Source organism: Rhizobium sp. CECT 9324 (assembly GCF_918741265.1).
Taxonomy (GTDB): domain Bacteria; phylum Pseudomonadota; class Alphaproteobacteria; order Rhizobiales; family Rhizobiaceae; genus Allorhizobium.
In genome coordinates, this window is sequence record NZ_CAKKMZ010000001.1 from 3,113,115 (window position 1) to 3,138,886 (window position 25,772).

25 protein-coding genes are annotated in these 25,772 nt (G+C 59.9%); 17 read left to right on the forward strand and 8 right to left on the reverse strand.

Annotated elements, in window-relative coordinates; translation table 11 throughout:
* Positions 1-10: 10 nt before the first annotated feature.
* Positions 11-679: a glutathione S-transferase gene (locus tag LQ231_RS15155; RefSeq protein WP_230171940.1), complete on the reverse strand. Its 669-nt coding sequence runs from the start codon at positions 677-679 to the stop codon at positions 11-13.
* A 178-nt stretch (positions 680-857) separates the two neighbouring features.
* Between LQ231_RS15155 and LQ231_RS15160 the strand changes: the two genes are divergently transcribed.
* On the forward strand, positions 858-1,892 hold the full coding sequence (locus tag LQ231_RS15160; RefSeq protein WP_230171941.1) for a zinc-dependent alcohol dehydrogenase family protein: 1,035 nt from the start codon (positions 858-860) through the stop codon (positions 1,890-1,892).
* 6 nt (positions 1,893-1,898) lie between these two features.
* Here the strand turns inward: LQ231_RS15160 and LQ231_RS15165 are convergent, their stop codons facing one another.
* A complete protein-coding gene (locus LQ231_RS15165; RefSeq protein WP_230171942.1) occupies positions 1,899-2,630 on the reverse strand; it encodes a DUF1868 domain-containing protein in 732 nt (243 codons plus the stop codon).
* Positions 2,631-2,889: 259 nt separating this feature from the next.
* Between LQ231_RS15165 and carB the strand changes: the two genes are divergently transcribed.
* The 6 genes from carB to LQ231_RS15195 all read left to right on the forward strand — a co-directional run bounded on the left by carB (position 2,890) and on the right by LQ231_RS15195 (position 10,144).
* Positions 2,890-6,384, forward strand: a complete 3,495-nt coding sequence (carB, locus tag LQ231_RS15170) for a carbamoyl-phosphate synthase large subunit (protein WP_230171943.1) — start codon at positions 2,890-2,892, stop codon at positions 6,382-6,384.
* Between the two features lie 78 nt (positions 6,385-6,462).
* Entirely contained in the window at positions 6,463-7,179 is a 717-nt protein-coding gene (locus tag LQ231_RS15175; RefSeq protein ID WP_230171944.1) for a TOPRIM nucleotidyl transferase/hydrolase domain-containing protein, read from the forward strand.
* 74 nt (positions 7,180-7,253) lie between these two features.
* Positions 7,254-7,610, forward strand: a complete 357-nt coding sequence (locus tag LQ231_RS15180) for a metalloregulator ArsR/SmtB family transcription factor (protein ID WP_113141820.1) — start codon at positions 7,254-7,256, stop codon at positions 7,608-7,610.
* Positions 7,600-8,046 (forward strand): SRPBCC domain-containing protein, encoded by a 447-nt coding sequence (locus LQ231_RS15185; protein WP_230171945.1) that lies wholly within the window; start codon positions 7,600-7,602, stop codon positions 8,044-8,046. The genes LQ231_RS15180 and LQ231_RS15185 overlap by 11 nt, the downstream gene beginning before the upstream one ends.
* 1 nt (position 8,047) lies before the next feature.
* Entirely contained in the window at positions 8,048-8,518 is a 471-nt protein-coding gene (locus LQ231_RS15190) for an SRPBCC family protein (RefSeq protein ID WP_230171946.1), read from the forward strand.
* A gap of 84 nt (positions 8,519-8,602) precedes the next feature.
* Complete coding sequence (locus LQ231_RS15195; RefSeq protein ID WP_230171947.1) at positions 8,603-10,144, forward strand: MFS transporter; 1,542 nt, start codon at positions 8,603-8,605, stop codon at positions 10,142-10,144.
* A 13-nt stretch (positions 10,145-10,157) separates the two neighbouring features.
* Here LQ231_RS15195 and LQ231_RS15200 read toward each other — a convergent pair whose 3' ends face one another.
* Together LQ231_RS15200 and LQ231_RS15205 are read right to left on the reverse strand one after the other, a co-directional pair.
* The gene (locus LQ231_RS15200; RefSeq protein ID WP_230171948.1) at positions 10,158-11,633 is read right to left on the reverse strand and encodes a UdgX family uracil-DNA binding protein; all 1,476 of its coding nucleotides are present in this window, start codon (positions 11,631-11,633) and stop codon (positions 10,158-10,160) included.
* Complete coding sequence (locus LQ231_RS15205) at positions 11,633-12,862, reverse strand: putative DNA modification/repair radical SAM protein (RefSeq protein ID WP_230171949.1); 1,230 nt, start codon at positions 12,860-12,862, stop codon at positions 11,633-11,635. Before LQ231_RS15205 ends, LQ231_RS15200 begins: the two co-directional genes overlap by 1 nt.
* A 449-nt stretch (positions 12,863-13,311) precedes the next feature.
* On the opposite strand from LQ231_RS15205, the gene greA reads away from it, so the two are divergent.
* The 3 genes from greA to LQ231_RS15220 all read left to right on the forward strand — a co-directional run bounded on the left by greA (position 13,312) and on the right by LQ231_RS15220 (position 15,791).
* A complete protein-coding gene (greA, locus tag LQ231_RS15210; RefSeq protein ID WP_230171950.1) occupies positions 13,312-13,788 on the forward strand; it encodes a transcription elongation factor GreA in 477 nt (158 codons plus the stop codon).
* A 17-nt stretch (positions 13,789-13,805) separates the two neighbouring features.
* A complete protein-coding gene (locus LQ231_RS15215) occupies positions 13,806-14,885 on the forward strand; it encodes a glycosyltransferase family 4 protein (RefSeq protein ID WP_230171951.1) in 1,080 nt (359 codons plus the stop codon).
* A gap of 138 nt (positions 14,886-15,023) precedes the next feature.
* Positions 15,024-15,791 (forward strand): hypothetical protein, encoded by a 768-nt coding sequence (locus LQ231_RS15220; protein WP_230171952.1) that lies wholly within the window; start codon positions 15,024-15,026, stop codon positions 15,789-15,791.
* Positions 15,792-15,822: 31 nt separating this feature from the next.
* Here LQ231_RS15220 and LQ231_RS15225 read toward each other — a convergent pair whose 3' ends face one another.
* Positions 15,823-16,290, reverse strand: a complete 468-nt coding sequence (locus LQ231_RS15225; protein WP_230171953.1) for an Lrp/AsnC family transcriptional regulator — start codon at positions 16,288-16,290, stop codon at positions 15,823-15,825.
* A gap of 226 nt (positions 16,291-16,516) precedes the next feature.
* On the opposite strand from LQ231_RS15225, the gene trxB reads away from it, so the two are divergent.
* From trxB to LQ231_RS15245, 4 genes are all read left to right on the forward strand, one after another.
* Positions 16,517-17,494 carry a thioredoxin-disulfide reductase gene (gene trxB / locus LQ231_RS15230; RefSeq protein ID WP_230171954.1) on the forward strand — a complete coding sequence of 326 codons (978 nt, stop codon included), beginning with the start codon at positions 16,517-16,519 and terminating at the stop codon, positions 17,492-17,494.
* A gap of 18 nt (positions 17,495-17,512) precedes the next feature.
* A complete protein-coding gene (locus LQ231_RS15235; RefSeq protein ID WP_007608436.1) occupies positions 17,513-18,409 on the forward strand; it encodes a LysR family transcriptional regulator VtlR in 897 nt (298 codons plus the stop codon).
* A gap of 362 nt (positions 18,410-18,771) precedes the next feature.
* Positions 18,772-19,065: a helix-turn-helix domain-containing protein gene (locus LQ231_RS15240; RefSeq protein WP_162742680.1), complete on the forward strand. Its 294-nt coding sequence runs from the start codon at positions 18,772-18,774 to the stop codon at positions 19,063-19,065.
* A 64-nt stretch (positions 19,066-19,129) separates the two neighbouring features.
* Positions 19,130-20,230: an alkene reductase gene (locus tag LQ231_RS15245; RefSeq protein WP_230171956.1), complete on the forward strand. Its 1,101-nt coding sequence runs from the start codon at positions 19,130-19,132 to the stop codon at positions 20,228-20,230.
* Positions 20,231-20,283: 53 nt separating this feature from the next.
* On the opposite strand, the gene LQ231_RS15250 is transcribed toward LQ231_RS15245, so the two are convergent.
* Together LQ231_RS15250 and LQ231_RS15255 are read right to left on the reverse strand one after the other, a co-directional pair.
* Positions 20,284-20,676: a DUF6220 domain-containing protein gene (locus LQ231_RS15250; RefSeq protein ID WP_230171957.1), complete on the reverse strand. Its 393-nt coding sequence runs from the start codon at positions 20,674-20,676 to the stop codon at positions 20,284-20,286.
* The gene (locus LQ231_RS15255) at positions 20,673-21,707 is read right to left on the reverse strand and encodes an NAD(P)H-binding protein (protein ID WP_230171958.1); all 1,035 of its coding nucleotides are present in this window, start codon (positions 21,705-21,707) and stop codon (positions 20,673-20,675) included. Before LQ231_RS15255 ends, LQ231_RS15250 begins: the two co-directional genes overlap by 4 nt.
* A gap of 90 nt (positions 21,708-21,797) precedes the next feature.
* Between LQ231_RS15255 and LQ231_RS15260 the strand changes: the two genes are divergently transcribed.
* On the forward strand, positions 21,798-22,691 hold the full coding sequence (locus LQ231_RS15260) for a LysR family transcriptional regulator (RefSeq protein WP_230171959.1): 894 nt from the start codon (positions 21,798-21,800) through the stop codon (positions 22,689-22,691).
* 127 nt (positions 22,692-22,818) lie between these two features.
* Here LQ231_RS15260 and LQ231_RS15265 read toward each other — a convergent pair whose 3' ends face one another.
* A complete protein-coding gene (locus tag LQ231_RS15265; protein ID WP_230171960.1) occupies positions 22,819-23,088 on the reverse strand; it encodes a DUF2188 domain-containing protein in 270 nt (89 codons plus the stop codon).
* A gap of 134 nt (positions 23,089-23,222) precedes the next feature.
* Here LQ231_RS15265 and LQ231_RS15270 point away from each other — a divergent pair, with 134 nt between their 5' ends.
* Together LQ231_RS15270 and opgC are read left to right on the forward strand one after the other, a co-directional pair.
* Complete coding sequence (locus tag LQ231_RS15270) at positions 23,223-24,368, forward strand: calcium:proton antiporter (RefSeq protein WP_230171961.1); 1,146 nt, start codon at positions 23,223-23,225, stop codon at positions 24,366-24,368.
* 177 nt (positions 24,369-24,545) lie between these two features.
* The gene (gene opgC / locus LQ231_RS15275) at positions 24,546-25,751 is read left to right on the forward strand and encodes an OpgC domain-containing protein (RefSeq protein WP_230171962.1); all 1,206 of its coding nucleotides are present in this window, start codon (positions 24,546-24,548) and stop codon (positions 25,749-25,751) included.
* Positions 25,752-25,772: the final 21 nt, after the last annotated feature.

Genomic DNA, 25,772 nt, shown 5'->3' on the forward strand with positions numbered 1-25,772 from the left:
CCATTGCGGTTTAGCTTTTCGCGTAGCGATATTCACCGCCGCGCTGCAGGGCATGCTGGTAGGCAGGCCGGGCCCGGATCGCTTCCATCCATTGCCTGAGCACTGTGGTGTCTCGTTCGTGCCCGATCGCCGACATGGCACCTTCGACCGGAAAACTCATGGCGATATCGGCTGCCGAGAACTGCCGGCCGGCAAACCAGCCGTCTCTGGCAAGTTCCGACGTCCACAGCGCCAGATGATCGGCGACTTGCGGATCGATCAGCTTGCGGCGCACCCCGTCCGAAATCATTCTGGCCACCGGCCTGATAAAGAATGGCACCTGGCCTGGAATGCGGGCGAAGATCAGTTTCATCACCAAAAGCGGCATTGCCGAGCCTTCGGCATAATGCATCCAGTAGCGATAGCGTAGCTGCTCGTCCGTGCCTGCGGGCGGATGCAGTGTCTTCCCGCCAAAGGTCTCGATCAGGTAGTCCATGATCGCACCGCTCTCGGCGACCACTCTGCCATCGTCGACGATCACCGGCGATTTTCCGAGCGGATGTATTGCCTTGAGGCTGTCGGGCGCTCGATAGTCCGATGTCCGCTTGTAGGTTTTCACATCGTATGCAAGGCCCAGTTCTTCCAACAGCCAAAGAATGCGATGCGCGCGGGAATTGTCGAGATAGTGAACGGTGATCATCAATTATTTCCGGTTTCATCTGTCCGCTCGCTATTTAGGGCCCACAGCGCCAAGGTCGAACAATTTTCTCCGCACACGTCCCGTCCGGTATCGAGGCGCTGTGATGGCGCTGGCCCGCTGCGGGCACGCGTGCCACAATCGCGCCAACGAGACTGAATCACTTTGGGAGGAGTGACCTATGAAGGCCATGCGACTGGAGGGCGTCGGCCAGCTTTTCGTCTGCGATATCGACAAGCCGATCCCCGGACCGGATGACCTTCTGGTCAGGGTCGAGGCCTGCGGCGTCTGCGGTACCGACCGGCATCTCTTCCATGGTGAATTCCCCTCGACCCCGCCCGTTACCCTTGGCCACGAATTCAGCGGCATCGTCGAAGCCATGGGAACGTCGGTGACGGGATTTTCCGTCGGCGACCGCATCACCGGCGATCCCAACATCGCCTGCGGCCGTTGCCCGCAATGCACCGCCGGACGCATCAACCTCTGCCGCAACCTGCAGGCCATCGGCATTCACCGCGACGGCGGCTTTGCCGACTACGTCCTGGTTCCCCAAAAACAGGCGTTTCTCCTGCCAGCTGGTCTCGACCCGCTGCACGGTGCCTTCTGCGAGCCACTCGCCTGCTGCCTGCACGGTATCGACATTGCCGGGATCAGGGCCGGCTCATCCGTCGTCGTGCTCGGCGGCGGCGTCATCGGCCTGTTGACCCTACAACTCGCCCGCCTCGCCGGCGCAACCACGGTGATCCTTTCCACCCGGCAGGCATCGCGCCGCGCGCTTGCCGAGGAAATCGGCGCCACCGCAAGCGTCGATCCGACGACGGACGATATCATCGATCAGATAGCCGGCGCGAACGGCCTGATGCCCGGCGGTGTCGATGTCGTCATCGAATGTGCCGGGGTCGCCGAAACCGTCCAGCAATCGTTCCGCCTGGCAAAAGCCGGCGGCACCGTTGTCATCCTCGGCGTCATGCCTCAGGGCGCAAAGGTCGAAATCGAACCTTTCGACATCCTGTTTCGGGAGCTCAAGGTGCTCGGTTCCTTCATCAACCCCTTCGTCCATCGCCGCGCCGCCGATCTCGTCGCATCGGGCGCCATTGAAATCGACAGGCTGATCTCGCGAAAGGTATCGCTCGAAGACGCTGTCGACGTCGTTTCCCAGCCGCCGGCAGCTGGCGAGGTCAAGGTCCTGATCGTGCCGGGGCTGACTACCGGTTAGTGGCGCTCAGGCGGAAGACGTCTTCGGTGCAAACACCAGCAATTCCTCGAAATGGTTCATGTCGTCGAAAATGCAGAAGGCCGGCGGTTTGAGTTCGATCACCGGCACCTGGTCTGCAATCTCGTGGACGATGTCTTCAAGGAAAGGCTGCCAGCGCAGAATTTCCTGATCGTCGAACCGCTCCATCAGATAGGCAAAGGTAATATGAAACTCGTAGGTTTCGTGATCCGGATGACGATAACCGAGCAGGTCGGCAAGACGATTCCGCCATTCCTTCAGCGCCATCCGGTCTTCGCCTGTCACGCCACTCAGTATCAATCCGTTCGGGGTTGCCCTCGTCACCTCGACATCAAACGCGACGCAAGGTTCGAAGCCCACCAGCCTGTCGAGAAAAATCGCCGTCATGTCTTCGATCGGCGTATCAAGCGGCACATCATTGGGCCAGAATGGCAGGCTTCTTTGATATTCGATAATCCCCTGAAACAGGGTCATGTGGAGGCTGGAGATCGGCGTAAATGCCAAAAGCCGCGCTTCAGGCATTCCAAGATAGCGGTCTCGTGCCGCAACAATCGCTGCTTCGGTTTCCGATCCGACTGGCAAATGGCAAACCACGGTATTGCCCGGCTCGGGCAGAAATGTCCCGGACGCGTTGTAGCGGGTTCCGAGATGCCGGATGGCGCCCGGCGCGTAAAATTTTGAGAAGGCATGGAGGCGCGGTGCAAGTTTTTCAATCGACATCTTAACATCCTAGGGACACGGAAGCCTGCCCTATCTCCGGGCCAAGAAACCTGTGTGACAGCCCACCGTTACGAGACCGAACCACAGGCGAAATTCGCACTCCCCAACTTTCCTGCTAAGCCTTCATTTATGGGGTTCCGCTCGGCAAAAACTTTCCCTATAAGCCGCTTCTAGCCTGAAAAGACCATCTATCTGCGCCCGGCCGGTGAGCTCATCACCTTGGCCGGTTTTTCGCGCAGGTCACAGAACGGATAGAGCCATGCCCAAGCGCCAAGATATCAAGTCCATCCTCATCATCGGCGCTGGTCCGATTGTCATTGGCCAGGCATGCGAATTCGACTACTCCGGCACCCAGGCCGTCAAGGCGCTGAAGGAAGAGGGTTACCGGGTCATCCTGGTCAACTCCAACCCGGCGACCATCATGACCGATCCGGGCCTCGCCGACGCGACCTACGTCGAGCCGATCACGCCGGAAGTTGTTGCCAAGATCATCGCCAAGGAACGCCCCGATGCGCTGCTGCCGACCATGGGCGGCCAGACAGCGCTGAACACTGCACTCTCGCTGAAGCGCATGGGCGTGCTCGACCGCTACAATGTCGAGATGATCGGCGCCAAGCCCGCCGCGATCGACATGGCCGAAGACCGCGCCCTCTTCCGTGAAGCGATGACCCGCATCGGCCTCGAAACGCCCAAGTCGATGCTGGCCAATGCCACAGAGATCAAGGACGCCGACCGCAAGACCCATGAGACCGAGCGCAACAAGGTCAAGGCCGAGCTTTCCGGCGCCGACCTCGACAAGGCGCTGGACGAGCTGGAAAACCAGTGGAACCTCGGCGAGACCGATCGCAAGCAGCGTTACATGAGCCACGCCATGGCGATCGCTGCCCAGGCACTCGACGTCGTCGGCCTGCCCGCCATCATCCGCCCGTCGTTTACCATGGGCGGCACCGGCGGCGGTATCGCCTACAACCGCTCGGAATTCTACGAGATCATCAATTCCGGCCTGGACGCCTCGCCGACCACAGAAGTGCTGATCGAAGAATCGGTTCTCGGCTGGAAGGAATATGAAATGGAGGTCGTCCGCGACAAGGCGGACAACTGCATCATCATCTGCTCGATCGAGAACATCGACCCGATGGGCGTGCACACGGGCGATTCGATCACGGTTGCGCCAGCGCTGACCCTGACGGACAAAGAATACCAGATCATGCGCAACGCCTCGATCGCGGTCCTGCGCGAGATCGGCGTTGAGACCGGCGGCTCGAACGTGCAGTTCGCCGTCAACCCGGCCGACGGTCGCCTGGTGGTGATTGAAATGAACCCGCGCGTCTCGCGTTCTTCCGCTTTGGCATCGAAGGCGACCGGCTTCCCGATCGCCAGGGTCGCCGCCAAACTTGCCGTCGGCTACACGCTCGACGAACTGGAAAATGACATTACCGGCGGCGCGACGCCTGCATCTTTCGAACCGTCGATCGACTATGTCGTCACCAAGATCCCGCGTTTTGCTTTTGAAAAATTCCCGGGTGCGTCTCCGGTCCTGACCACCGCGATGAAGTCCGTCGGCGAAGTCATGGCGATCGGCCGTACCTTCGCCGAATCGCTGCAGAAAGCCCTGCGTGGTCTCGAAACCGGCCTGACCGGTCTCGACGAGATCGAAATTCCCGGCGTCGATGCCAATGGCACAAGTGGCGACGACAAGAACGCCATCCGCGCCGCCATCGGCACGCCGACACCGGACCGCCTGCGCATGGTCGCCCAGGCCCTGCGTTTCGGCATGAGCGAAAAAGAGGTTCATGACGGCTCCAAGATCGATCCGTGGTTCATCGCCCAGTTCAAGGCGATCATCGATATGGAAGCCCGGGTTCGCGAACATGGCCTGCCGGATGACGCCGAGAACCTGCGCAGCTTGAAAGCCATGGGCTTCTCCGACGCCCGCCTTGCCTCGCTCTCCGGCAAGCGTCCGAAGGAAGTCGCCGAACTCCGCAACGGCCTGAACGTCCGTCCCGTGTTCAAGCGCATCGATACCTGCGCGGCCGAATTCGCCTCGCCGACCGCTTACATGTACTCGACCTATGAAACGCCCTTCGTCGGCGAACTGCGCTCGGAAGCCCAGGTCTCCGACCGCAAGAAGGTCGTCATCCTCGGCGGCGGTCCGAACCGCATCGGCCAGGGCATCGAGTTCGACTACTGCTGCTGCCATGCCGCCTTCGCCCTGAAGGATGCCGGCTTTGAAGCGATCATGATCAATTGCAACCCGGAAACGGTTTCGACCGACTACGACACCTCGGACCGCCTCTATTTCGAGCCGCTGACGGCCGAAGACGTGATCGAAATCCTGCGCGCCGAGCAGGAAAAGGGTGAAGTGGTCGGCGTCATCGTGCAGTTCGGCGGCCAGACCCCGCTGAAGCTTGCCGAAGCGCTGGAGAAGAACGGCATCCCGATCCTCGGCACGGCGCCGGACATGATCGACCTCGCCGAAGACCGCGATCGCTTCCAGAAGCTCCTGATGAAGCTCGACCTCAACCAGCCGAACAACGGCATCGCCTATTCGGTCGAGCAGGCACGCCTGGTCGCCACCGAAATCGGCTTCCCGCTGGTCGTGCGCCCGTCCTACGTGCTCGGCGGCCGCGCCATGCAGATCATTCACAATGAGAGCATGCTGCAGTCCTACCTGCTCGACACAGTGCCCGGCCTCGTTCCCGAGGACATCAAGCAGCGCTACCCGAACGACAAGACCGGCCAGATCAACACCCTGCTCGGCAAGAACCCGCTTCTGTTCGACAGCTACCTGACCAATGCCATCGAAGTCGATGTCGACGCGCTCTGCGACGGCGAGAACGTCTTCGTCTCCGGCATCATGGAGCATATCGAGGAAGCCGGCATCCATTCGGGTGACTCGGCCTGCTCTCTCCCCTCGCGCTCGCTCTCCAAGGCTACGCTCGACGAACTGGAGCGCCAGACGGCCGCCATGGCCAAGGCGCTCAATGTCGGCGGCCTGATGAACGTCCAGTATGCGATCAAGGACGACGTGATCTACGTGCTCGAAGTCAACCCGCGCGCCTCGCGCACCGTGCCCTTCGTCGCCAAGACGATCGGCGCGCCGATCGCCAAGATCGCCGCCCGCATCATGACCGGCGAAAAGCTCGATGCTGCGATTGCCGCCTACGGCGAAAAGCCCGACCCGCGCAACCTGAAGCATATTGCTGTCAAGGAAGCCGTCTTCCCGTTTGCCCGTTTTCCCGGCGTCGACACGCTGCTCGGACCGGAAATGCGCTCGACCGGCGAAGTCATCGGCCTCGACACGGATTTTGCGCTCGCCTTCGCCAAGAGCCAGCTCGGCGCCAGCGTCGAACTGCCGCGTGACGGCACGGTTTTCGTCTCCGTCCGTGACGAGGACAAGGTCCGCGTGCTGCCGGCCATCCTGATCCTCACCCAGATCGGCTTCAAGGTCATGGCAACCGGCGGCACCCAGCGCTTCCTCGCCGAAAACGACATTCCGGCGATCAAGATCAACAAGGTGCTCGAAGGCCGTCCGCATATCGAGGACGCCATCCGCAACCGTCAGGTCCAGCTGGTCATCAACACGACCGACGGCAACAAGGCGATCTCGGACTCCAAGTCGCTGCGCCGTGCGGCCCTGATGCAGAAGGTGCCCTACTACACGACCATGGCCGGCGCCCTCGCCGCCGCCGAAGCCATCCGGGCGCTGAAGGGCGGCCAGCTCGAGGTTCGTCCGCTACAGAGCTATTTCTGATCGGATTCCGGGAGCGCTCGCTCCTGGCATCACAAGCAACGAAACGGGCATTTGCCCGTTTCCGCATTTCGGATAACAATGATCGCCATGGCTGGCGATGGACCCGAACCGGTTTCGACGGCGCCTACCGTCGATTCTCGGCCGCAGGACATGGATCTGTTTGGCTACGAACGCGGTCCTGACGCGCCGATCCGGGCAACCGCAAGGGCAATAGACGCGGCAGCGGGCGCACGTAGCGTCATTCTCGTCGAAGGCATCAGCGACCAGATTGCTCTCGAAACGACGGCCCTGCGACTCGGTCTCGATCTGGTGTCGCGACGCATTGTCGTCGTTCCCGTCGGCGGCATCGCTTCAATGAGCCGTTACCTTTCCCATTTCCTGGCCAGCGAGGCGAAGCCGCTGATCAGTGGCCTGTTTGACGGCGCAGAGGCGCCGCTCTTGCTGAGAGCCGTTCAGCGTGCCGACCAGGCGCAGTGGTCGAACGCGACCGACCTCAGGCAACTCGGCTTCTTCCTGTGCGATCGCGACCTCGAGGACGAACTTCTCCGTGCCGTCAGCAGACAAGCCGTTGAAGCGATCCTGAACGAGCAGGGAGACCAGCGGGCGTTCCAGACGCTCCAACGTCAGGACGCGTGGCGAGACAGCCCGTTTCACGATCAACTTCGGCGTTTCCTCGCGGCTGGAGCCGGACGAAAGCTGCGCTACGCAAGGCACTTGGCCCTCGCGATCACCGCGGACCACACGCCTGCCCCCTTGTTCAACGTCCTATCCCGGGCAGCATCCAGCGTCGAATGACCAGAACAGGTCTCTTGACGTTCCCCATCGCGACCGCTATTGAACCCATAGGTTAATTAACCGATCGGCTAACTATGAGCAACGATCCACTATCCATTACACTCTCGGCGCTCGCCGACCCGACCCGTCGGGCGATCCTGGCACGTCTGTCCAAGGGCGAGGCGACGGTCAACGAACTGGCCGCCCCCTTCGACATCAGCCTGCCGGCGGTTTCCAAGCATCTGAAGGTGCTGGAACGCGCCCGGCTGATCTCGCGCGGACGCAGCGCCCAATGGCGCCCCTGCCGGATTGAACCGGAACCCTTGAAGACCGTCGACGGCTGGCTCGGAGACTATCGCACGCTTTGGGAACACCGCCTCAACCGGCTCGAGGACTATATCGCGACACTTGAGACCGAGGCGAAGAACACGGAGGACACAAATGACCGATAAGATGGAAATCCTCAACGACCGTCTGTTTGCCGTCGACCCCGCAACCCTGTTCGAGGCGTTTGCCGATCCGCACAAGCTGAAGCACTGGTGGGGGCCACATGATTTCACCAATCGCATCGACGAATTCGATTTTCGCGAAGGCGGAAGCTGGCGCATCACCATGAGCGCCGCAAACGGCACCGATTTCGACAACCATTCGACCTTCCAGGAAATCATCCCCGACAGGCATATTGCCTTCCTGCATCACGAACCGATGCACATCTACACGATGGAAATGCGCTTCGAGCCTGAAGACAAAGGCACCAGACTCCATTGGCGCATGCTGTTCGATGCGACCGCGGAAAATCTGGCACTGCAGAAATACATCGCTGCGGCCAACGAGCAGAATTTCGACCGGCTGCAAGCTGTTCTCGACCTGACGGCAGGAGACCGCTGACATGAAAACGCACTATGATCCCGCCAAGATTCTCCAGGTTGATCGCCTCGTCGGGGCGCCGATCGACCTCGTGTTCAAGATGTTTACCGATGCCGGCCATCTCGACCAATGGTGGGGTCCAGACGGCTTCCGCAACGAAACTCATGAGATGGATTTCTCCGTTGGCGGGCTTTGGCGCTATACGATGCATGGGCCGGACGGCAAGGATTGGCCCAACTGGATCCGCTATCAGGATATCAGCCCACCAACGCGCATTGCCTATGCCCATGGCGGAGAAGCCGGCGAGCCAGCGCATTTCGACGGCGTCATCACCTTGCAGACGGAGGGCGACAAGACCCGGGTCACGATCACCTTGATCTTCCCGACCACACAAGCCCGCGACGCGACAATCGAGTTCGGTGCCGTTGATGGCGGAAAACAGACTTTGGCGCGAATGGATGCTTATGTCTGTGGGCTGACGACGCCCGGTTAGACCACGCCGGCAAGTGCAATCGGGATTTGCACTTGCCATTTCTGGTAATTCGCGAAAATCTCGGCCGGTTTCCGGGAGTAAGAGATGCTGGATCAAAACGTGATGCCTGAGCGGGCCACCCGCCGCGAATGGATTGGACTTCTGATCCTTTCCATAGCCTGCCTGATCTACTCGATGGACCTTTCGGTGCTCTTTCTTGCCATGCCGGCAATTGTAGCCGATCTCGATCCATCCGCCACCCAACTGCTTTGGATCAACGACATCTACGGCTTCATGGTCGCTGGCTTCCTCGTCACGATGGGAACGCTGGGTGACCGGATCGGCCGCAGGAAAGTCCTGCTGATTGGCGCGTTCTTCTTTGCGGCGGCATCGGTCTTTGCTGCCTTTGCCAACACGGCCGACATGCTGATCATCGCTCGTGCCCTGCTCGGCATCGCAGGCGCCACCATTGCGCCCTCGACCCTGTCGCTTGTCGTCAATCTCTTCCGCGACGAGGCGGAACGCAATCGCGCCATCAGCATATGGGGAACCGCCTTCGCTCTGGGCGGCCTTGTCGGCCCGCTGATCGGCGGCGTTCTGCTAGAGTATTTCCACTGGGGATCGGTCTTCCTGATCAATGTTCCGATCATGGCCTTGCTGCTCGCAACCGCGCCCTTCCTGCTGCCGGAATATCGCGATGAGAAAGCATCCGGCATTGATCTTCCCAGCGTGGCCCTGTCGTTGATGACCGTGCTGCCGATCACCTACGGCTTCAAGAAGATGGCTGCCGATGGCTTCATGCCATCCCAGATTGTTCCTATCCTCGGTGGATTGCTGGTCGGCTACTTTTTTGTCCGTCGTCAAAAGACCCTCGTCCACCCGTTGATCGATCTCGCCCTGTTCAAGATTCCTGCCTTCACCGCTTCCCTGTTGGTGAACCTCTCCGGCGTCTTTTTCATCTTTGGCATCTTTCTCTTCCAGAATCTGTTCCTCCAGTTGGTCATCGGCCTGACGCCCTTGCAGGCCGCCCTCTGGTCAATTCCCTCTTCGCTGGTCTTCACGGTCATGTCCTTTCAGGCCTACCGCGTCACTAATCACCTGGGACCGGTTCGAACCGTTTTGCTGGGTCTTGTGGTCAACGCGGCGGGTGCGGCCAGCATGGCGGTCGCCGCCTACTATTCGAGCCTGGTCGGCGTCCTGTTTTCCAGCATGATCATCGGCCTGGGCTTCGTGCCGGTAATTCTGACCACCACCGGGCTTATTGTCGGCACGGCACCGCCCGAACGCGCCGGCTCGGCATCGGCCATCTCCGAAACCAGCGCTGAGTTCGGGGGCGCGTTGGGAGTGGCCGTTCTCGGCAGCCTCGGAACACTGGTCTATCGCATGGTGATGTCCGGCGCGGACCTTTCCGGGCTCGACAGCCAGTCTGCAATGGCGATCACGTCGTCGCTGGCCAGCACTGTTGAGATTGCCCAGAGGCTCGGTGGCCCCACGCCGACATGGCTGATTGAGGCGCGCGCGGGCTATGCACTCGGCTTTGCCATCTGTTGCGCCCTTGCCGCCGTCACCCTTCTCGTCCTCGCCGTCGTCGCCAAACGCGTTTACGACAGCGCACATATCGACGAGACGGCACTTCAGGCACATTGAAGGCCGCGCTACCTCAGACCAGCCGCAACAGCGTTTGGACCGCCTGCATGTCCGACTGAAACCGCGCCACTTCCCGTTGCCGCATCACTTCGTCGGGAATCCGCAGCAGATAGGAGGGATGGACGGTGACAAACAGGATCTGTCCCTTGGCAAGCGCGACGGGATGGCCACGCACATCCTCCAGTGGTTTGCGTTCGCCTGTCAGGGAGAAGTAAGCGCTTCCGCCCATGGCGACCACGATCTTCGGCTTGACGATCTCCAGTTCGCGCGCCAGCCACCAGCGGCAATGTTCGATCTCCCCGACATTCGGTCGCTGATGGATCCGTCGCTTGCCACGCATCTCGTATTTGAAATGCTTGACCGCATTGGTCACATAGCTCCGTTCGCGCTCGATACCGGCAGACGACAGCGCGTGGTCGAAAACCGTGCCGGCCGGGCCGACAAAAGCGCGACCGGCCAGATCCTCCTGATCCCCCGGCTGCTCGCCGACAAACATCAACGCGGCATCGATAGGCCCTTCGCCAAACACCGTCCGGGTGGCGTGGCAATGCAATGCACAGCGTTCGCAGGTCTCCGCTTCGCGCTTCAGCAAGGCCAATGCGTCACGCGGAGCACGACTGAGAGCCCCCTCCTCATCATCCGCCCTCTCCTGCCATGCAGCTTGTAGTCGTTCATGGAAAGCCGGAGGCTGGCTCGCCTGACGTGCCGCCATCTCGGCCACCCTTTGCTCGGCACCCGCAATCAGCCCGGGGATCAGATCGGCCTCCGGCATGTTTTTCCAATATTTCTTCGGCATCTCCGCCTGCATGGCTTTGATCTTCAGCCGTGCCGGATTGAAAATATTGGCAAAATAGGTTCGCCAGAGTTCGTCCGTCGCATCCTCGGCCTGTGGTCTTTCCGCGGGCACGGTCGATGTTTCCAGGCTGCGGCCATTCCACATCGCCGATCCCTTGGGCGTGGCGATCAGCCAATCCATATCGGTGAACCGCCGCTGGAAAAAGGGCGCGGTCCGGGCCACGATGAAATGCTCCGGTTCGAACCACGCGACAAAAGCCCGGCGCCCGCCCGCCTGCCCCGGGGGTCCCTCCCTAAACCGCACGAACGCCGTCATCTTGTGCGCATCGCGGCGAACATTCTTGATCAGTGCCTTCAACTGTATGATGTCCGGATCGGCAGCATCGCCCAACAGCGACCGATCGCGCTGCAGACGCCATAAAATGCGGTAAAGCAATGAGAACCGATCCGGCTCGCTGTGGCACAGCGCAGCCTCGGCTGCCTGAACAAACGCTTTCGGCACGCTGAACGCTGCGGTCATGCTGTCAGCCGAGGCTTGAGCGACGGGCACCTGATCGATACCGAACAGATCCGCTGCCCCGTCTGATTGCGTCCACCGCACGTCATCGGGATGGGTATGCGCGGCCAGCAGGGCGCGCGCGGCATCACGCCATTCGCCGAGATTGCCCCGTCCCTCGAGTGAGACTGCTCGCATCAGAGCAAGGACAGTTGTTCCGGCTCTGGCGCAAACACGGCCCGCAGGTCGGAACGCTCCAGTGTCCGGTGTGGCGACCACCCCTCCGCGACGATGAACGGCCGCACCTTCTTGAGAACGACGCCCAAGCGTGCCAGGTCTTCCAGACGCACGGTTCGGTGCCGGCGCGCGGCCAGCAGAGCTTTGACCGTCTTCGTACCGAAACCCGGCACCCGCAAAAGCGTCTCCCGATCGGCCGTGTTCACGTCGACCGGGAAATCCTGCCGATTGGCCAGTGCCCAGGCGAGCTTGGGGTCGAGGTCGAGGTCAAGCATGCCGTCGGCGCGCGCAGACGTGATTTCGGCGACCGAAAAGCCATAGAACCGATAGAGCCAGTCGGCCTGATACAGGCGATGCTCACGCACCAGCGGCGGCTTGATCAGCGGAAGATGGCGCGAACTGTCCGGGATCGGGCTGAAGGCCGAATAGTAGACCCGCTTGAGCGAATAGCTGCTGTAGAGCCGGGCACTGGAACCAAGGATCGTCGCATCGTTGGCGCCATCTGCGCCGACGATCATCTGCGTGCTCTGCCCGGCCGGGACGAACCGCTTGCGGCGTCCGGTGTAGGTCGCCTCCCCTGCCGCTTCGATCTTCAGGCGCAGCTCGCCCATCGATCGTCGAATCCCGGCCGGGCGTTTCTCAGGCGCGTAGTTCTGCATGCCCTGATCCGTTGGCAACTCGACATTGATCGACAAACGGTCGGCATAAAGCCCGGCCTCCTCGACCAGACGCGCTGACGCCTCCGGAATGGTCTTCAGATGAATATAGCCCCGAAAGCCATGCTTGGTGCGCAGGTCGCGGGCAATCTGCACCATCTCCGCCATCGTATCATCCGAAGATCGGATGATGCCGGACGACAAAAACAGCCCTTCGATATAGTTGCGACGATAGAACTCGATGGTCAGCCAGACGACTTCATCGGGTGTAAAACGCGCCCTTTCGACATTGCTCGATGACCGGTTGATGCAATAGGCACAGTCATAGATGCAGAAATTCGTCAGCAGTATCTTCAACAGGGAAATACACCGACCGTCCGGCGCATAGGCATGACAGATACCGGCTCCTTCCGTCGAGCCGAGCCCGCCGCTTATCGAAGAATCGCGCTTTGTGGTTCCGCTTGAGGCGCAGGAAGCATCATATTTGGCCGCATCCGACAGAATGGCGAGACGTTCTTTCAGTGTCTTCCTCATAGGTTTGTTCACTATATGTTCTTTTTTCCGTCGTCAAGATTGAAAGGCTGTGACGGGCTACATTCCCGATCGCTCGTAGCGGAAAACCTGGCAGACATCTACGCGAGCGACAGAAGAAAAAGTGACATCGCCACCGACGCGAATGCAACTAGAAGCAGTAGACAGAAGCGAGGAACAATCGCCATTGGAGGGCCTTTCCAATTGACAAGAGTAGCGCGCACGCAGTGTAAGAATTCACGAAAATGATAGGAATATCATAAGCTTGAACCACCATCAGTCAGCACATACCCACACGCGAATCCCGCTCTGTCGAAAACTCTGGAAATTGCGTCTGGCAATCTGCTATAGTCCCGACAGATGTGATTTGTGACACGGTTCCGTAGCTTTGCTTCGGAACCTGTTTTCTTTTGTGCCCGCGCTCGCGGACGCTAAGACCGAAGGAAGAGGTAATGGTAGACAAAGTACCGATGACGCAGAACGGCTTCGTCAAGCTGAACGAAGAGCTTCGCTGGCGCCAGCAGGAGGAACGTCCGCGCATCATCGAGGCAATCGCTGAAGCACGCGCCCATGGCGATCTTTCCGAGAACGCGGAATATCATGCTGCGAAGGAAGCCCAGAGCCACAACGAAGGTCGCGTCGGCGAACTGGAAGACCTGGTCGCGCGCGCAGAGGTGATCGACCTCTCCAAGATGTCCGGTTCCAAGATCAAGTTCGGCGCCACGGTCAAGTTGATCGATGAAGACACCGACGAAGAGAAGACCTACCAGATCGTCGGCGACCAGGAAGCCGACGTCAAGGCTGGTCGCATCTCGATCTCCTCGCCGATTGCCCGCGCCCTGATCGGCAAGGAAGTCGGCGACAATATTGAGGTCGTCGCGCCTGGCGGTTCGAAGGCCTACGAAATCCTCGCCGTTCAGTGGGGCTGATCACCCAGGAGACGCATGTGGCATCCGAACCGACAACTTACGTGGATCCATCCGAGATCCTCGTGATTGCGCCGAATTTCAAGCAGCGTCTCTCCGGCGTCACCTCGACGATCATCCAGCTTGTACCGGTCCAGAACAGGCTCGGCCACCGCGTTGCGGTGATCGGGCCTGGATTGCCGGCGCACCTGCCCCATATCCGGTTTGTCGATCTGTGGAAGCTTTGGCGCAAGCCGAAAGACGGTAAAGTCCGCGTCTGGCACGCCCGCCGCAACATCGAGATGTTGCCGGGCCTCGTCTTGCGCGACATCCTGCGCATGCCGCTGAAACTCGTCTTCACCTCCGCCTCACAGCGCAAGCATTCCCGCTGGACGAAATTTCTCGTCTCGCGAATGGATGCGGTTGTCGCGACCAGCGCCAAAACCTCGACCTATTTGACCGTACCGAATACGGTGGTCATGCATGGCATCGACGAGCAGCGTTTCCGCCCTGCGGCCAACAAGGCTGCAGCCAAGCAGGCCCTAGGACTGAACCCGCAGCAAAACCATGTCGGCTGTTTCGGCCGCGTCCGCCACCAGAAGGGTACCGACATTTTCATCGACGCGATGATCGAACTCCTGCCAACACGGCCGGACTGGATCGCAATCGTCGCGGGCCGCGCCACGGCCAAACATGCAGACTTCGAGCGGGGCCTGAAGGACAAGGTCCACTTAGCGGGACTTCAGGACCGAATTCTTTTTGTCGGCGAGCATACCAATATCAATGACTGGTACCGCGCCCTCGACCTGTTTGTCGCGCCGCAGCGCTGGGAAGGTTTCGGCCTCACCCCCCTGGAGGCAATGGCTTCCGGCGTGCCGGTGATCGCGACCGATGTCGGCGCATTTCGTGAATTGATCGCAGTGGGCGACCATGAAACCGGCGTCCTGCTCGAAGACACCAGCACCGCGGCCATGGTGAAAGCCACCACGCTTCTGATGGACAATGCGGAGCGGCGGACAACTGCCGGACAGCGCGCGATCGAAAGAACCCACGGGTCTTTTTCTATTGAGGGCGAAGCGCAAGGTTTGCAGCATATCTATGAAAACCTCTTGGCCGGCTGACACCCGCACTCTGTCAGGGCGAAACACTATATCTCAGACGCCGACAGAGACTCCATCACTCGAAAGCAACAAGACACGCTCATGAATGCCCCCAGTTCCGCTGCCCCTGCCATCTCTCAGGAGCCAGAAGCCTCATCGGTGAATATCATCTGCATGAAATGGGGCACGCTCTACGGCCCGGAATATGTCAACAATCTCTGCCGAGGCGTGCAACGCCACCTGAAGCGCCCGCATCGTTTCGTCTGCTTCACCGACGACACCACAGGACTGGATCCGGACGTCGAAACCGCCCCCCTTCCCGCCTTGAAGATGCGCGACGGAGAAACGGACACGCGCTGGAGAAAACTGTCGGTGTTCGCCAGTGACCTTGCCGGTCTCTCCGGACCCACACTTTTTTTCGACCTCGACCTGGTCGTTGTCGGCAGCCTCGATACCCTGTTCGAGGCCCCGGGCGAGTTTCTCATCATTCGCGACGATGATCTGTTTCGCACCAAGCCCTTCCGTTGGCTCAACCGCAAGCGGGACACGTTTCTGGCGATGGTCGGCAATAGCTCCGTCTTCCGCTATGAATTCGGCGCCCATACCGATGTACTCGACGACTATCTGGCGGATCCGGCAAAGGCAGCCGTCGACTACGAACACGAGCAGCAGTTTCTGAGCGACCACATGTTTCGCGCCGGCAAGCTGCGCTATTGGCCGCGCCAATGGTGCGTCAGCTTCAAGAACGACTGCGTTCCGCCGAATTTTGCAAGCTTCCTGCGCAATCCGTCGCTTCCGCTCGATGCGCGGATCGTCGTCTTCGCCGGTAATCCGAAGATGGCCGAGGCGCTGAATGGCGGCGGTCAGAAATGGTATCGCCGCATCGGCGATGTCAGCTGGCTGCGCAAAGCCTGGTACGGCGCCTGAACTGTCTTAAACTGCCATCATCCGGCGGACGTCAGATTTCCACCAGTCCGAGTTTCTTGACCTGACGGATGGTGAGCATGGTGCGCACGGTGTCGACATGCTCGTTGGCGGTCAAAACCTCGATGACGAAATCCTGAAACTTGGTCAGGTTTTCGGCAACGCAGTGGAGCAGGAAGTCGCTGTCGCCGTTGACCATCCAGGCCTGACGGACGATCGGCCAGCCATCGGTTGCCGCAGAAAAAGCCTTGAGATTGCCTTCGGACTGATGTTTCAGCCCGACCATGCAAAAGGCCACCAGATCGTAGCCGAGCTTAGTTGCGCTCACCATCGCATGATAGCCCTCGATGATCCCGGCTTCTTCAAGCTTGCGCACACGCCGCAGGCATGGCGGCGCCGAGATGCCGACCCGCTCCGACAATTCGACATTGGTCATGCGTCCATCGCGCTGCAACTCCCGAAGGATTCGAAGATCTATGGCGTCGAGTTCCACTTTCAGCACGGTCGGGCCTTTCCCAAATCACCGTCTGTTATCTAGCCGAACCGCCAAAATACGCAACATTCTGTCCAGAATGCGCACAAATATTACGCCCCTGATGAAAGCCCTGTTGCTAATGCAAAGCTGCCCTTGAATAAACATGGGGAGCGTTCATAAATGAGCTTACAAATATGAGCGCGGTCCATGTCTCGGATCCTTTGCTCTGTCAGCCGTTTTGAAAGGATCCATCATGTCTGCCCGCCACACAAAGGTGTTGATTATCGGCTCCGGCCCCGCCGGCTACACGGCTGCCATCTATGCCGCCCGTGCAATGCTGAAGCCTGTTCTGATCGCCGGCATGGAACAGGGCGGCCAGTTGATGATCACCACGGATGTGGAGAATTATCCTGGCTTTGCCGATCCGATCCAGGGTCCGTGGCTGATGGAGCAGATGCTCAACCAGGCGGTCCATGTTGGCACCGAGATCGTCAGCGACCTCGTCACCGAAGTCGACACCAGTCACCGCCCTTTCACCGTCAAGACGGACAGCGGTCAGGTCTGGACGGCCGAAACACTGATCATATGCACCGGCGCCAAGGCCAAGTGGCTTGGAATCGAGAGTGAGCAGCATTTTCAGGGCTTCGGCGTTTCCGCCTGCGCGACGTGCGATGGTTTCTTCTATCGCAACAAGGACGTCATCGTCGTTGGTGGCGGCAATTCAGCCGTCGAAGAAGCCCTCTATCTGTCGCATATCTGCAAGTCGGTCACGGTCGTGCACCGTCGCGATTCCTTCCGCTCGGAAAAGATCCTGCAGGAACGGCTGTTCGCCAAGGACAATATTCGTGTGATGTGGAACACTGCAGTCGATGAGATTACCGGTGCGCCGGCCAAGCCGCCGATGCCGCCGTCGGTCTCCGGCGTGAAGCTGCGCGACACGCTGACCAACGCCATTGTCGACATGCCGATAGATGGCGTATTCGTGGCGATCGGCCATGCACCGGCGGTCGAACTGTTCAAGGACAAGCTCAAGCTGAAGTCCAACGGCTATCTCTGGACCGCACCGGATTCGACCGCAACCGACGTGCCCGGCATCTTTGCTGCCGGTGACGTGACCGACGACATCTATCGTCAGGCCATTACCGCTGCCGGCATGGGCTGCATGGCGGCACTGGAGGCCGAGCGTTTCCTGTCCGCCGTCGTTGTTCCCGCTCAACAAGCGGCGGAATAAGCGATGAGAGGGGGCGGCATGCCGCTAGACTGGGATAAGCTGCGTATTTTCCATTCGGCCGCTGAGGCCGGGTCATTCACCCACGCAGCCGACAAGCTTCACCTGTCCCAGTCCGCGATCAGCCGCCAAGTCTCGGCGCTGGAGCAGGACATCGGCGTCAAGCTGTTCCACCGCCACGCCCGTGGCCTCATTCTGACCGAACAGGGCGAGCTGCTCTATCGCACAGCCCATGACGTCCTGCTGAAGCTGCAAACGGTCAAGATGCAGCTGACGGAGACAACTGAAAAGCCAAGCGGCAAACTGCGCGTCACGACCACCGTCGGCCTTGGCCAGGGCTGGCTCACCGATAAGGTGCAGGAATTCCTGCAGCTCTATCCGGACATGTCAATCCAGCTTCTCCTCGACAACGAGGAGCTGGACGTCAACATGCGTCATGCCGACTGCGCCATTCGTCTGCGCCAACCGCAACAATCGGACCTCATCCAGCGCAAGCTGTTTACCGTGCACATGCACGTCTATGCGGCACCGTCCTATATCAACCGCTACGGCGAGCCACAGTCGATCGAGGATCTCGACAGCCACAAGATCATTTCCTTCGGCGAGCCGGCACCCAATTATCTGCTCGATGTCAACTGGCTCGAAACGGCAGGCCGCTCGTCGGACAATGCCCGAATGCCGCATCTGCAGATCAACAGCCAGACATCGATCAAGCGCGCCTGCCTGCTCGGTATCGGTATCGCCATGCTGCCGGACTACATCGTCGGACGCGATCCGGGTCTCGTCCAGTTGGCGATCCCCGCAGATATCCCCTCCTTCGACACCTATTTCTGCTATCCGGACGAAATCAAGAACGCGGCAAAACTCAAGGCTTTCAGAGACTTCATCGTTGCCAAAGCACGCAACTGGAACTTCTGAGCGTCGGAGCAATGCAGTCTTTTTCAGGCTGAAAAGTTAAGACTTGCGTTTGACGCATGACTGACATGCATAAAAAAGCATTGTTCACTGCGCAAAAAACCACCATATCGCACTCAGCTGATGCATATGGTGGCTTTTTCCTCCCAGTTCCACCGCAGCAGCTGTTCCCCTCTGGAGGTTTTTAACCTTCACACTTTAAAGGGCCCTGGTTTTTCCAGTGGCCCTCTTTTTTTTGCCAAATTTACGATCGCTTTTCTGACACGTCCACATTCGGCCAAGGGCTTCGGTCTTTTTGACATGCCGAAAACTTGACGATAATCAATATTAGCCTATGTCACATGCGTAACTTACACGGAGGAGAAATCTCTTTGGAAGACGTCATGAAGGCGCTGGCCCATCCGGCGCGGCTTGAAATGCTCATCTGGTTGAAGGATCCGCTCGAATATTTCGGCGTCGCCAGCGAAGAAGCCAAAGAGGGCATCAGCGCAGGACAGTTTGAACGATCCGGTTTGTCCCAATCTGCAGTCTCCGCTCACCTCGCCACACTCCAGCGAGCCGGCCTGATCGCGTCCAAACGCGTGGGTCAGCGTGTGCTTTACAGGCGCAACGAACAGAGCATTTCCGAGTTTATTCAGGACTTGAACAGCAAGCTTTGAAACCCCAAATGGGAACTTCCAATGCTCCTCCCCTCCCATCATTGGAAAACTCCCGAGAGGTTTCATGTCCAAGCTTTTTCAATCGACCACCGTGGGCGATATCGCCGTTGCCAACCGCGTTGCCATGGCACCGCTGACCCGCAACCGTTCCCCAGGTGCCGTTCCGAACGATCTCAATGTCGAATACTATCGCCAGCGCGCCGGTGCAGGCCTGATCATCACCGAAGGCACGGCCATCACCCATCAGGGTCAGGGCTACGCCGATGTTCCGGGCCTCTATCTGCCGGAAGCCATCGAAGGCTGGAAACGCGTTACTGACGCAGTGCATGAAGCTGGCGGCAAGATCGTCACCCAGATCTGGCATGTCGGCCGCATCTCGCACACCTCGCTTCAGCCGAATGGCGGCAAGCCGGTGGCGCCCTCGGCCATCCAGGCGAAGTCCAAGACCTACATCCTGAACGCCGATGGCACCGGCGCATTTGCCGAGACGTCGGAGCCGCGCGCACTGGAACTGAACGAGATTCCGGGCCTGCTGGAAGACTATCGCAAGGCCGCCCGTGCCGCGATCGATGCCGGCTTCGACGGCGTCGAGATCCATGCCGCCAACGGCTATCTGCTCGAGCAGTTCATGCGCTCCAGCAGTAACCAGCGCACCGACGCCTATGGCGGCTCGATCGACAACCGTATCCGCCTGACGCTGGAGGTTGCCGAAGCCGTAGCCAAGGAAATCGGCGGCGGTCGCACCGGCATCCGCATTTCGCCAACCACCCCGGCCAATGACGTATCCGATCCCGATCCGACGGCTGTCTACACGGCCCTGGTCGAAAAACTGGCCGCCTATGACCTCGCCTTCATCCACGTCGTCGAAGGCGCGACCGGCGGCCCTCGTGACGTCCTGCCCTTCGACTGGGCAGCCCTCAAGGCAGCCTACCGCGCCAAGGGTGGCAAGGGTGCCTGGATGGTCAACAACGGTTATGACCGCGACACGGCGATCGAAGCCGTTGAAAGCGGCTATGCCGATGTCGTCGCCTTCGGCAAGCCTTTCATCGCCAACCCCGATCTGGTCCGTCGCCTGAAGGAAGAAGCCCCGCTCAACGAGGTCGATAGCTCGACATTTTACGGCGGCGGTAAGCAGGGTTACACCACCTACCCGGCGCTCGCCTGATTTAGCGCATGAAACCAAAGCCCCGGCTCGCGCTGGGGCTTTGGTGTTTTTCCTTAATTTTCACGCCTTCTGACGCTTGCCCGCGCCAGAGCAATTGCGACACCATCCATCGCCAGGCCGTTCAGTGGATGCAGAGCGCCGATATACGGTATGCCCGAGCCAAGCGCAGCCAGAGTGACCTGCACCAGATAGAGCCCCGCCAGCACGCTTGCCGATCCCCGCAGGCTACCGAGACCAGGCACAAGAAAAGCCAGACCCAGCATTAGCAGGATCGGCAGAGACAGTACCCCGCCCATCATGGCATGCAGGTCCCAGCCGTGTCCGGCGCCGAACACCGCCATGCCGGCCAGGTAGAACTGTCCGCCAATGCCGACGATGGTCAGGGCCGCCAAAGCCGTAAACCCAGTGCGCCAATGACCCGTTTCAACGGTTACTGATGCTGTCATCGTCCTGCCTCCGATGCCTGCAGGCCGAAGCGCGAACCTTTCGGGGACGAAGGCTCTCCAAGACAGCCGAGGCTCGTTAAGGTCGCCGTGACCGCAAGATCGATCGGCGTATGCGGTTCTTCGCCCAGAACGGCCCTCAGCCGCGTGTTGTCGAGGCGGATCGTCTGGCGCCAAAGATAGCGCATCTCGTGTATCTCCCGGAGCAAGGGCATGAATGGACGCGCCAAACCGGCCAAAGCCCAAGGGAAAGACCAGACGCGGATATCGGGCTGCCCGACAACACGACGGATCGCTCCGGCCATCTGCAGCCCGTCTTCGTCGAAGAAACCGTCCATGTGGTAGCGACCAAAAGCCGGCAAACGGTCTGCCCGCTCCAGAAGCCGCAGGAAGGTCTCTGCCACATCCGGCAGATAGGCCCAGGCATGTCCCGCCCCCTGTCTTCCGGGATTAATCACGAACCGGACCGGTTTTCCTGGCTTGATCAATCCTTGTGCAAACCAGTTGTTGCCCGCATTCGGCCCAAAGAAATCCCCTGCGCGGACGAGAATGACCTGTGTGCCGTCACGCGCTGCGGCTTCCAACCTACGCTCAAGCTCGACGCGGATCCGGCCCTTGGAGGTCAGCGGAGCCTGAAGGCTGTCCTCGACCAGAAGCGGGAAGCTGTCCGGACCGAAATTGTAGATCGTCCCCGGCATCAGTATCCGCGCACCAACCGCTTGCGCGGCGGCGATGGTATTGTCGATCATCGGCAGCACCAGCTCTCCCCAGTTCCGGTAGCCGGGCGGGTTGACACCATGGACGATCACGCCTGCCCCTTCGGCGGCGGCCCGCACATCCGCCGCATTCATTGCATCGCCCTTGACCCACTCATAGGCCGGATGGGCCTTGGCAAGCTGCTCGGGACGCCGATGCATCGCGCGGACACGGTAGCCCCGCTTCACCAGGGCTTCGGCCAGCGCGCCACCAACGCCGCCTGTGGCACCAAGGACCAGTGCAAGCGGCTGTTCTAGAAAACGAGGGGGATAGGTCATGTTTGCTCCTTCAGTGAACTGGGCAAACAATGACACCGACAAACGACATTCAGAATTGTCTATTTTTATAGATCAGCTATACTTTTATGTATGGCAATCGATCGCGTCAGCTGGGACTATTACCGAACCTTCCTCGCCGTGCTGCAGACCGGCTCCTTGTCGGCTGCCGCGCGTAGTCTCGGTCTGACGCAACCGACGACTGGACGGCATATCGAGGCGCTGGAAGACGCCTTTGGCGCAGCGCTTTTCCTGCGCGGTCCGCAAGGCCTGCTGCCGACTGACAAGGCCCTGTCGATGCGTGGCCACGCAGAGACAATGGCCGCCATGTCATCCTCCCTGTCGCGCATCGCCTCGGGCGACATGACGGATGTCCGAGGCACAGTGCGCATCAGCGCCGCCGAGGTGATAGCCGTTGAAACGATGCCGAAAATCCTGGCCGAACTTTTGGAGAAGCACCCCGGCCTAGAAATCGAGCTCTCCGCATCCGATGCCGTCGAAGACCTGCTGCAGCAGGAAGCGGATATCGCGATCCGCATGGTACGCCCGGTCCAGGCAGCACTCGTAAGCCGGCGCGTCGGGGTTGTCGCACTTGGCTTTCATGCCCATCGCAGCTATCTCGACCGCCATGGCACGCCACAGTCCACCGCTGAACTGTCTGCACATCGCCTGATCGGCTTCGACAAGCAGTTGGCCTATATCCGCGACCTGCTCAAGGCGCGGCCCGACATTGCCAACATCCACTTCAATGTCCGTGCAGACAGCAATCTGGTGCAACTGGCGGCAATCCGCGCCGGTCTGGGCATCGGTGTCTGCCAGACATCCATCGCAGCCCGCGACCCGGATCTGGTCGAGATCCTGCATGGTGCATTGGGTATCGGCCTGGAGACGTTCGTCGTCATGCATGAAAGCCTGAAGACCACACCGCGCTACCGCGCGACCTACAACGCTCTCGTCGACGGCCTCGCCGCCACCGTCGCGCGATAGCGAAGTCGAGACGTTGGCAGGACGCGAACAACACCTCTTGATTCAAAACATCAACACATGTCCCACACGTGAAGAAGGCCTGCTAGCTGGTTGATTGGACTGAAAAAAGCCCAAGACACCAACAGGATCAGAGCTGCGGGGGCGACTGGGTGATATAGGAATCGACGACCTCGATTTCCGGTCGATCGCCACCGTCGCTATATTCCTCCAGCCAGCGACCGGTTTCGTCCTGAAAGCTGATCGTTACCGGTTCGTCGCCGACCTGCTGCTCGGCCACCACGATCCGGACGGCCTCCAGCGCCTGGTCATGTGTCGCGAACGATTCGGAATAGACGGTACCCAGCCGATAGGCCCAACCTCCATCATGCGGCACGATCTCGTAGACAATCTTCACCATGGCCTTCTCCTCTCACGGTAAGATGATTATTCCATCAAAGACGATGCTTCGCAAATGTCATGCGGTCACAGGCGCTTGAGCGGAACCTCTGAATGCTTTCGCCGTTGCGCAATTCAACCAGGAGGAATGCAAGTATGTCGTTGATCCGCCAGGAACGCTCCCTGTTGATTCCGATTGTCATGGCAGTCCTCGCATATCTTTTCGAACACGCGATCCTGGAGACAGGCCAGGCCGCTTCCCTCATCGGGGCTGCCCTGCTGATTGGCGCGATCGTCATCGCATCGATGCGCGTTGCCCATCACGCCGAAATCCTCGCCCACAAGGTGGGCGACCCCTATGGCACGATGATCCTGACCCTTTCGGCGGTCGCGGTGGAAGTGATCATCCTGGCGATCATGATGAACAATGAGGCCTCGCCGACCCTTGTGCGTGACACGATCTATTCGGCCGTCATGCTCGACATCAACGGCATTCTCGGCCTTGCCGCCCTGATCGGCGGGCTAAAGCACGGCGAGCAGCCCTACAATGACGATTCCGGCAAGACCTATGGCGTGATGATCCTGACCGCCATGGGCATTTCCATGATCGTGCCCGAGTTTATCCCGCGCGACAAATGGCAGTATTATTCGCTCTACACGATCTTCGCGATGATCGCGCTTTATGCGCTTTTCCTGCGCATGCAGGTCGGCACCCACAGCTACTTCTTCTCCTATAGCTATCCGACCCGGCAGCCGCCTGCCGAAGAAAGCAGGTCGGCAGAAGTCGACAATCCATCCCCCAGGCCCTCGCGAAACCAATCCCACGCGCCAATGCATGCGCATTCACAATCGACCGCCACTTCCATCGCCGTGATCCTTTTCGGCGTCGTCCTGATCGGTGGCCTTGCGGAGTTCATGTCGGTGATGGCAGACGCCGGACTGGAAGGCACCGGCGCGCCGGTGGCGCTGACTGCCATTCTCGTCGCGTCGATTTCCGCCGCGCCCGAAATCCTCACCGCCCTCCGCGCCGCCCTCAACAACCGCATGCAGGCCACCGTAAACATTGCCATGGGTGCCTCGCTTTCGACGGTCATTCTCACGGTTCCGGTGATGGAGGGAATTGCCCTTTACACCGGTCAACCTTTCGTGATGGCGATGACCCCTGTCCAGACCACGATGGTCGCGATCACCCTGATAGCCGCTGCCATCAACCTCAATGATGGCGAAACCAATGCCATTGAAGGCATGACGCATTTCATCCTGTTCACGACCTTCATCATGCTGTCCTTCATCGGCCTGTGAGCGCCTCCAGCCTTTGTGCACCGCACACGTAAACCGCAAATCCTTCGGAACTTTTGTGGAAAAACGTCGTTCCTCCAGCGATGGTCAGCCCGCTTTGGGCCACCCGCCGCATTCTCAACACGATGCGGATGCACATCGCTCCCACAGGTTACCGGGGGGCCAACTCGGGAGTCGAACGTGAAAAGATTGGACGTGATCGACGGCATGCGGGGCTATTTCCTCGTCTTTATGCTGATCAACCATCTGGTATTCACCGGCGGCCTTTGGCTCGTCCAGATCAACCATCGCAACCTCGCATTTGTCGAAGATGCCCAGGGATTCGTCTTCCTGTCCGGCCTGCTGATCGGCATGGTCTATGCCCGAAAGATGATGAAGGACGGCTACACCGTCGGCCGTGACCGGATCTGGTCCCGCGCGCTGGAGCTCTATCGCTATGCGATGGGCATCATCCTTGTCATCCTGGCGCTGCAGCTGATTCTGCCGGGTGCCGGCGCAATCTGGCAAAACTGGCTTGGTCCCACCAAATTGTTCGACCCGAGCAGTCTCGCACCGCTCGTCACCTTCCTGTTCCAGCCCACCTTCATGGACATCCTGCCGCAATACATCATCTACATGGTGTTTGCGCCGATCGTCATCTGGATGTGCCTGCGCGGTCATTGGCTCGGCGTGGCGATCGGCTCGCTCCTCATCTGGATGGCGGCCCAGCTCGGTCTGCAGCGCGCCCTCACCTATCCGCTCAACGAATGGCTGGCCGGCGCGCCGGACAAGGAAGGCCTGCGGGTCAGCTTCAACCTGCTCGGCTGGCAGATCGTCTTCTTTGCCGGCGTGATTGCCGGAAGCCTGACCTCGATGAAACAGATCGAATGGCAGAAGGTGTTTTCTCCGCGCAACACCACGCTGGTCTGGACCGCCCTTGCAGTCTGCGTGTTTTTCCTGCCACTGCGCCTGATGACCGCACACGGACTGATGCCTGGAGTCGTACTGGAGAAATTCGGCCTGATGGAAGTGCGCGCCGATTTTGGTCCGGTCTATCTGCTCAACTTCGCCGCCGTCGCCTATGGCATCGCCTGGTTGCTGATCGCCGGTCCGCGCAGCGAAAATGCGATGGTGCGCAGGATCGCAAATGGACTGACCAGCCTGTTCTCCCTCAGCTTCCTGCAGCTGCTCGGCCGCCACTCGCTGCAGATCTATGTCTGGCATGTGCTGATCGTTTATCTGGTCTACTATCTCGACGGCCGCACCCCGGAACTGTCGCAGCTGACCAAGACGATGATTACCGCCGCAGCACTCGCTGCCCTGTTCATCCCGGCCCTGTGGCGCGACCGCGAACGCCTATTCGGTGAGAGTGCCTACCTCGGCCCGTGGGTGAAGAACACGGCCTAAACGACTCGTTTGGCTGAACAA

Excerpts from the sequence above, each read along its gene's own strand:
- LQ231_RS15185 (WP_230171945.1), top strand. The coding sequence starts at position 7,600 with ATGACCGATAAGATGGAAATCCTCAACGACCGTCTGTTTGCCGTCGAC.
- LQ231_RS15245 (WP_230171956.1), top strand. The coding sequence starts at position 19,130 with ATGTCCAAGCTTTTTCAATCGACCACCGTGGGCGATATCGCCGTTGCC.
- LQ231_RS15260 (WP_230171959.1), top strand. The coding sequence starts at position 21,798 with ATGGCAATCGATCGCGTCAGCTGGGACTATTACCGAACCTTCCTCGCC.
- LQ231_RS15255 (WP_230171958.1), bottom strand. The coding sequence starts at position 21,707 with ATGACCTATCCCCCTCGTTTTCTAGAACAGCCGCTTGCACTGGTCCTT.
- LQ231_RS15175 (WP_230171944.1), top strand. The coding sequence starts at position 6,463 with ATGATCGCCATGGCTGGCGATGGACCCGAACCGGTTTCGACGGCGCCT.
- LQ231_RS15250 (WP_230171957.1), bottom strand. The coding sequence starts at position 20,676 with ATGACAGCATCAGTAACCGTTGAAACGGGTCATTGGCGCACTGGGTTT.
- trxB (WP_230171954.1), top strand. The coding sequence starts at position 16,517 with ATGTCTGCCCGCCACACAAAGGTGTTGATTATCGGCTCCGGCCCCGCC.
- LQ231_RS15270 (WP_230171961.1), top strand. The coding sequence starts at position 23,223 with ATGTCGTTGATCCGCCAGGAACGCTCCCTGTTGATTCCGATTGTCATG.
- LQ231_RS15195 (WP_230171947.1), top strand. The coding sequence starts at position 8,603 with ATGCTGGATCAAAACGTGATGCCTGAGCGGGCCACCCGCCGCGAATGG.
- LQ231_RS15265 (WP_230171960.1), bottom strand. The coding sequence starts at position 23,088 with ATGGTGAAGATTGTCTACGAGATCGTGCCGCATGATGGAGGTTGGGCC.
- LQ231_RS15180 (WP_113141820.1), top strand. The coding sequence starts at position 7,254 with ATGAGCAACGATCCACTATCCATTACACTCTCGGCGCTCGCCGACCCG.
- LQ231_RS15205 (WP_230171949.1), bottom strand. The coding sequence starts at position 12,862 with ATGAGGAAGACACTGAAAGAACGTCTCGCCATTCTGTCGGATGCGGCC.
- LQ231_RS15155 (WP_230171940.1), bottom strand. The coding sequence starts at position 679 with ATGATCACCGTTCACTATCTCGACAATTCCCGCGCGCATCGCATTCTT.
- LQ231_RS15165 (WP_230171942.1), bottom strand. The coding sequence starts at position 2,630 with ATGTCGATTGAAAAACTTGCACCGCGCCTCCATGCCTTCTCAAAATTT.
- carB (WP_230171943.1), top strand. The coding sequence starts at position 2,890 with ATGCCCAAGCGCCAAGATATCAAGTCCATCCTCATCATCGGCGCTGGT.
- LQ231_RS15190 (WP_230171946.1), top strand. The coding sequence starts at position 8,048 with ATGAAAACGCACTATGATCCCGCCAAGATTCTCCAGGTTGATCGCCTC.
- LQ231_RS15235 (WP_007608436.1), top strand. The coding sequence starts at position 17,513 with ATGCCGCTAGACTGGGATAAGCTGCGTATTTTCCATTCGGCCGCTGAG.
- LQ231_RS15160 (WP_230171941.1), top strand. The coding sequence starts at position 858 with ATGAAGGCCATGCGACTGGAGGGCGTCGGCCAGCTTTTCGTCTGCGAT.
- LQ231_RS15200 (WP_230171948.1), bottom strand. The coding sequence starts at position 11,633 with ATGCGAGCAGTCTCACTCGAGGGACGGGGCAATCTCGGCGAATGGCGT.
- greA (WP_230171950.1), top strand. The coding sequence starts at position 13,312 with ATGGTAGACAAAGTACCGATGACGCAGAACGGCTTCGTCAAGCTGAAC.